This is a genomic window from Pelatocladus sp. (assembly GCF_059505505.1).
The window spans coordinates 1-6685 of sequence record NZ_JCACKS010000124.1 but is presented as its reverse complement, the minus strand read 5'-3'; the positions used below and the strand labels follow the sequence as shown (position 1 = coordinate 6685).

Genomic DNA, 6685 nt, shown 5'->3' with positions numbered 1-6685 from the left:
TGTTGAGTTCGCGTAGAATTTACGCGAACTCATTCTTTTTTGTCCAAAGTCCAAGAAGAGAACTTGTGCTATGAAACTCGGAATTTATTCCGAGGCGGTACTTTGTGCATTGGCTTACATTGTTAATGCATCGGTTGCAAAAATTAGTAGTGCTTATCGTGATTCACGCGATTGCATTTTTGCAAAACTGTTCAGAGATGGTTACTTTTTTTGTAGATACTTGAGGATACCTTGAGCGATCGCTTCAGCCATTTTATCTTGGTACTCTGGGGTTCTCAATAGAGCCGCATCTTTTGGATTATCAATAAAACCTGTTTGTATTTGAATTGCAGGCACAGAATTGTTTTTGAGGACGTAGAAGTGTTGACCTGATTTGACTCCCCTATTGAACCAGTCATTAACACTTTGGAAAATATGACTGTGGATTACTTCAGCCAAACGCTTACTGCGATCGCTGGAATAATAAGTCTCTAAACCATTTGCTTTTCCATTAAATGCACTAGCATGAACACTAATAAACAAACTTCCACCAACTTGTTTTGCCACATTCACTCTGTATCTCAAGCTTGAGGATACGCTATTTACATCTGAGATACTGATGTTGTCGGCATTTCGCGTCAATATAACTTGTATATCATTTCGCTCTAAAATGCCTGCTATCTTTTTGCTAATCGCTAAAACTAAATCATCTTCTTGCAAAAAACCACTGGCTCCTGTGTCTGGAGGAACACCGTGTCCGGGGTCAATTACTATTACTGGTTTGCCAGGAGTTGGGTAGGTTGGAGTAGTAGTTGGTGATGTAGAAGGTAGTGCTACTGCGCCAATACCGCAGATTTGACGAGCTTCTTGTGGAATAACTACCCCACGAGAAACTGCTTGACTGGCGTCAATACTATAACTTTCTCCCAAGTTTGCTGTGTAGGCTAAATAATTGTGCAACCAATCACAGCCTTGCGTTACTAGCTGCTTTAAATTTTTTACTTCCCAAATCTTCTTTGTATTATTTGTATCATCAAAAGCAGTAACTATCTTCTGACCATCTTGGGTAAAATTGGCACTTTTGACTCTATCTTGATGCCACAGTGTAGCAATTTCTCGTCCTAGCAAATCCCATATTCGGACAGTGTTGTCATCAGAAGCAGTAACTATCTTCTGACCGTCAGGGCTAAAACTGGCACTGTTCACTCTACCTTGATGCCACATTGTAGCAATTTCTTGTCCAGACAAATCCCATATTCGGGCAGTGTTGTCATCAGCAGCAGTAACTACCTTTTGACCATCAGGACTTAAAATTGCACTATTAACTTTGCCCAGATGTCCTTTGAGAGTAGCAATTTTTTTCCCTGACAAATCTGATACCGAAGTGGTTTTGTCATCGTTGAGCTTAACAATAAGTTTTCTATCAGAAGGAATTTTCTGCTGTTCGGGTTTGGGATCTTGAGTCTGTTTATTGACAAGTTGTTTCTGCGACCACATCTTAACAGTACCGTCAGACGAAGCAGTAAGAATAGTTTGTCCATCAGGACTAAAACTGCCACCATAAACGCTATCTTGATGTCCTTGTAAAATGGCAATTTCCCGTCCTGTTAAGTCCCATACTCTAGCAGTATTATCTGATGCAGTCGTAACAATGTGCTGCCCATCCGGGCTGAAATTAGCACTGTATATCGTGCCTTCATGTCCTCTGAGAATCGCTATTTGCCTTCCTGATAAGTCAGAGATTAAAACAGTTTGTGGAGATAATATAGTAAGCATTTTTTGCCCATCAGGACTAAAATTAGCACTACAGACAAGTCCCTGATCACCACTGAATGAGCTTCGCAGTTTCCCTTGCAAGTCCCATTCTCGAATAGTTTGATCAGATCCAGCAGTAATAATGCTTTGACCATCCGAAGTAAAACTAGCGTTACAGACAATACCTGTATGACCCTTGAATACAGTGAGTTGCTTTCCTGTCAAGTCCCATATCCGAGCAGTCTTGTCTGATGAAGTGGTGAGGATGCGTTGACCATCCGAACTAAACTTAGCACTCCAAATATTATCTGTATGACCCTTGAGGGTAGTAAGAAGTCGCCCTGATAAATCCCACACTCTAGCAGTTTTGTCAAATGAAGCTGTAACTATACGTTTTCCATCTGGGCTAAAATTGGCTTTCCAAACAATGTCTTGATGTCCTCGCAATCTAGTAATTAATTGACCCGACAAATCCCACACTTGGGCAGTATTATCTGATGCAGTTGTGACAATATATTGCCCATTTGGACTAAGACTGGCACTATTGAAACTACCCTGATGCTGAAGTAACAACTTTTGTTGCCACATTTTATCTAAGATCGTCTGTAAAGCAAGGACTGGACTTGCAGCAGGATATTGTTGTAATTTTTGCAGGTTATTTTTCTCAACTAGTTGTTTTAGATCCTGTCCATCTATGAGTGCTGCTGACAAAGCCCCCACTCGGTCAAATTCAAATCGCGCTATATCGGTGTTTCCTGACCTTTCCAAGCGTGTTCCTTCTTGGGCTAGCTGCAATTTCTTAGTATTTAATCCAGCAAGTATCCCTGATATTACTGCTCCTACCAAAGTTATGCCCAATACTACAGAACCAATGTGAATCCGTTGATTTGCTTTGCGGTTCGCTATTTCTAAAATCTTTTTTGCCTCTGCTTCGGCTTCCAGTCGCTTCTGGACATCTCGCTGTTCTAATTCCTGACTGGCTGCTAAAAACTGGTAATCTACATCACTTAAGCTTTTACCTGCTGCCCAGGTTTGGGCATCTCGCAAAGCCTGTCCCCGCAACAAACGCGATTCATCCTCACGGTCAGATTCTACCCAAGCATCTAGTATGTTTGCGTAGGGGCGCAATTTTGCTAGTAGCTTATTGCACCATTCTTGTTGAAACACCTCTGCATAAATGCGATTATAAATTCGTAACTTCCCATCGCGTTTAACTACTAATCCTGTCAGACGCAGTTCTGTTTGTTCGGGGCTATCATCGGCGGGAATCCCGTCAGGAGACTGAACAATTTGCTGACATAATCCCAATAATCTCCCAGTACGCTGTTCACCACTTCGCATGATTCTGTCGCGGATTGTTCTCAGGTGTTCGGGTTCGTCCTGTGCTTCCCAGTTTTCGATGATGCGCTGACGCACTACGCAACTGACAAAATTAGAGGGATTTGGTACTGCTGATAGAGAAGACATCGCAGCATGAGGACGCGGTTCTTTACATTTCTCACTTTCACTTTCTTGATGTTTCTGTTCTGACAAATCTTTGGCTGCTTGCAACACCAGTTTACAAACCTTTTGCGTTAAAAACGGTTGTCCCCCAGTCCAATACAGCACAGCCAACATCATCGCTTGCGGATCACAAAAATCCTCGAATCCCCGCGCCAGTGGTTCTGTTTCCTGCGGTTCAAACCCAGTTAAATCAATTGCTCTACCAATATTAAACGGTGTGCGTCGCCGATCTTGAATCAAGTCTGAAGGAGTAGATACGCCCAAAATTGCAAACGTCAGGCGGTTATAAATTGGTTTATCTGCCCGACGATTATAACAATCGCGAATGACGGCAAAAAAATCATCGGTATGAAATGGCAGACTCAGAATACTGTCAATTTCATCAATAAAAATAACTATATCTGTAGTAATTGCTTCTAGTAAGATCGTCTCAAAAAACTTGCTTAGTTTCTGGACTGGTGAGATTAAATTATTTTCTGTCCACCAAGTTTCTAAATCAAAAGTGGTGTAAAGACTGAAACTACCAATTAAAGTATCAATGACGCCAGCGTACCACTGCTCTGGTGTAATATCTGCCGTACCAATCGAGGTAATATCAATTACAGCACAGGCTACTCTTTCTGATTGCAAACGTTGCATTACCTGTACCCGCAAGCTAGATTTACCCATTTGCCGGGAGTTAAGAACGTAACAAAAATCACCTGATTTTAAGCTTGCGTACAACTCTTTGTCAGCTTGACGAGTAACGTAGGTTGGGGCATCTTGGGGAAGACTACCCCCGACTTGATAGTGGTATTGGCTCATCTGTTACTTTTCCTTCTACCTTCTGCCTTCTGCCTCCTAATTAATGTTCAGGCGATCGCAAAAATATTTACGATACAAATCACACAACGGCATGACATCATTTCCTTGGAGTTTGACTAACCCCATGCTACGCAGTTGAAATGCTTCAGTTGTTCCCACATCTACTGGTGAATTTGCTGTCATCACTTGTGTAATTGCTGCCAACAAGTTGTCATCATTTTCGATATTCAACAAGTGGCGACGCAGATGATCGCTGTAGGGGCCTTCTTCTGTGGGCGCGATTTGTTGTAGTTTCTCTAAGGTCATACGCCGACGCGCAATTTGATACAATGCTACCCGCACTAAGTAAGGATGACCACCAAATAGGCGCATGAGTTGATCAACTTCAGAATTACTCCAACTCAGACCATGTTTTTGTATTAAATTCTGCACTTGAACTTGCGTAAATTCTGGTAGTTCTATCGGTAAACCAACATTAAAAGGTGATTGGTTGATATTGAGAGGAATATAAACTTCTTTGGAATGTACAATTACCAGCCGCAGTTTTTGCCAGATAGGTTCATTTTTTGCCTTTTCGTGCCAGGAACGCAGCAATCCAAAAAACTCTTGGGCAATTTCGGGATGTTTGAAAACTTCATCAACTTCATCTAAACCCAAGGCTATGGGGGTGTCAATCTCGTTTAATAAATACCGTTGGAAATAATTAGTACACTTATTTTTACTTCCTAAAATGCCTTTCCAATAATCAGCTAACTTATCTGATAAATTCAACCCGTAGGTGATGCTAGCAGAAAACCACTGTAAAAATTTCTCCGAACTATTGAGAAATTCAGCATCTGCTTCCTGGAAATTGATGCACACAGTCTGATAACCTTGTTGTTCAGCGTGGTGCAGAATTCGCCTCATCAGTGAACTTTTACCCATTTGTCTGGGTGCTTTCACACGAATCAAAGCACCAGTTCTCACAATTGCTTCGTAACAGTCACTTTCAATTGGTGGACGTTCGACATAAAAAGCAGAATCCAAAGGTACTTGTCCCTCTGGTTGTTCAAGAGGAAAATCTGAGGTTGTGGGGGTAAGCGTTACCTGTTCTGGTTTTTTTGATAGATGAATTGTATTGCGATCGCCCCGATCTTCTACTTCACCTCGCCCTTGTTCTGAGAAAACATTAGGCGCATGAGAATTTCTAGGTTTGTAAATATTACCTGGGCTTTTTAAAATTGGAGTTGAAGACTCTGGAATTCCTTCTAAATCAATAGAAGCACAACCTAATTCGTATGCTTCTTCATAAGTTCTACCTGCACCCAAAGCATCATAAAAGCCAACTGCAAATTCAATCGCTGCTCGATCCCCAATTTTCTGGTTCATACCAATCACATAATTAATATGTTGGTGAATTGCTTCGGCTTGATCTTCAGAGTAGCAGGCGTTAAAGAATACACACTCGACTTGATCTTGAAAAAATTTGAATAGTCTGGCGAGAGATTCTGTACTGACTAGTTGCATTTCTCCAACATTATTTTCTAACGCCAAGCCTTGAGCGCCAGCCCCATGTCCAGAAAAATGCACTATTTGTGGTTCATAATCTAGTAAAGCACGACGCAAATCGTCAGTACGCACCGCCCATTTGCAGATAATTTCAAATTGTTCACGTCCTTTAGACCGTTGTAATCCCGTTTCGATTTCCCGCACCTCTTCATCCAAGCGCAGCTTAGATGTATTCTTGGGGTTTGCTGATATGATTAATATTTTTTTCACTGTTAAATTAAGTTTTATAAAAAATACTGATTACAAATAATTTTAACTACATCAGATTATCAGTTTATTTCTAAATATTTTTGAAAATCGGAAACAGGGAGGTGGGGAGATAGGGAGGTGTGGGAAGTGTGGGAGGACAAGGAGACACGGGGACGCGGAGAATAACTAAAGATTATTGCCTATTGTCTATTCCCTGTTCCCTATTGACAAATGACTATTGACAAATGACTATTGACTAACAGACATTTCCTCTGTAGTACCTTTTATACGGCTGACAGAGCTTCTGTGGATGCGATCGCTTTTACGAACACCACCAGCCATTTCATATTCCAGGCTGTCTTTGCCATACTTAAAAGCTACACCAATGAGCATTTTCTCTGAAAGATCACCCAATTTTTTTTCTAACTCTTTCATCTCTGTTCTGGAAGAGTCAATCACAGCTAAAGCAGTATTATAAGCATCAATCTTGGTACGGTATTGCTCGATTAGTTGTGTCATATTTTGCAAATTGCGAGCATCACCAAAATCCATAGTTGGATCAATTGCTTTGAGTCCAGAGATTCTTAATTCGGATTTTTCTAAGACGCGGGATGTGCGTTTTTTACGAGACATAGCTATACTCCTCATAAATGCTTTTAGAGCTAGTTTGTCTTAATCGAATTTCATTTTGCATCAGCAAATTTCACATAAAATTGAATTTATGCTCAAGTTTTTGGAGATTATTATTAGTGTTTTTGCTGAAGTGCTGCGTGAGAGATAAGATCCCCGACTTCTCTTAGGATACAGCTGGCGAATGGTGGGTCTGACACCTCGTTCACCCACAAATTGATTTGGGTGCGGCTCTTTTAGAGAGACGCGGATTAGTATCAGACAGGTATTGCAAGGG

The 6685-nt window shown here is 41.1% G+C and carries 3 protein-coding genes; all 3 read right to left on the bottom strand.

Features of this window, described 5'->3' with window-relative positions; all coding sequences use genetic code 11:
• Positions 1–201 precede the first annotated feature (201 nt).
• Positions 202–4041 (bottom strand): N-acetylmuramoyl-L-alanine amidase, encoded by a 3840-nt coding sequence (locus AC5JMK_RS11260; protein WP_495910096.1) that lies wholly within the window; start codon positions 4039–4041, stop codon positions 202–204.
• 36 nt (positions 4042–4077) lie between these two features.
• Positions 4078–5799 carry an AAA-like domain-containing protein gene (locus AC5JMK_RS11255; protein WP_495910095.1) on the bottom strand — a complete coding sequence of 574 codons (1722 nt, stop codon included), beginning with the start codon at positions 5797–5799 and terminating at the stop codon, positions 4078–4080.
• Positions 5800–6027: 228 nt separating this feature from the next.
• Positions 6028–6411, bottom strand: a complete 384-nt coding sequence (locus tag AC5JMK_RS11250) for a methyl-accepting chemotaxis protein (protein ID WP_096678488.1) — start codon at positions 6409–6411, stop codon at positions 6028–6030.
• Between the last annotated feature and the right edge of the window lie 274 nt (positions 6412–6685).

What these genes read in the sequence shown, in the direction of transcription:
- AC5JMK_RS11250 (WP_096678488.1), bottom strand. Translation starts at nt 6,411, where the DNA reads ATGTCTCGTAAAAAACGCACATCCCGCGTCTTAGAAAAATCCGAATTA.
- AC5JMK_RS11260 (WP_495910096.1), bottom strand. Translation starts at nt 4,041, where the DNA reads ATGAGCCAATACCACTATCAAGTCGGGGGTAGTCTTCCCCAAGATGCC.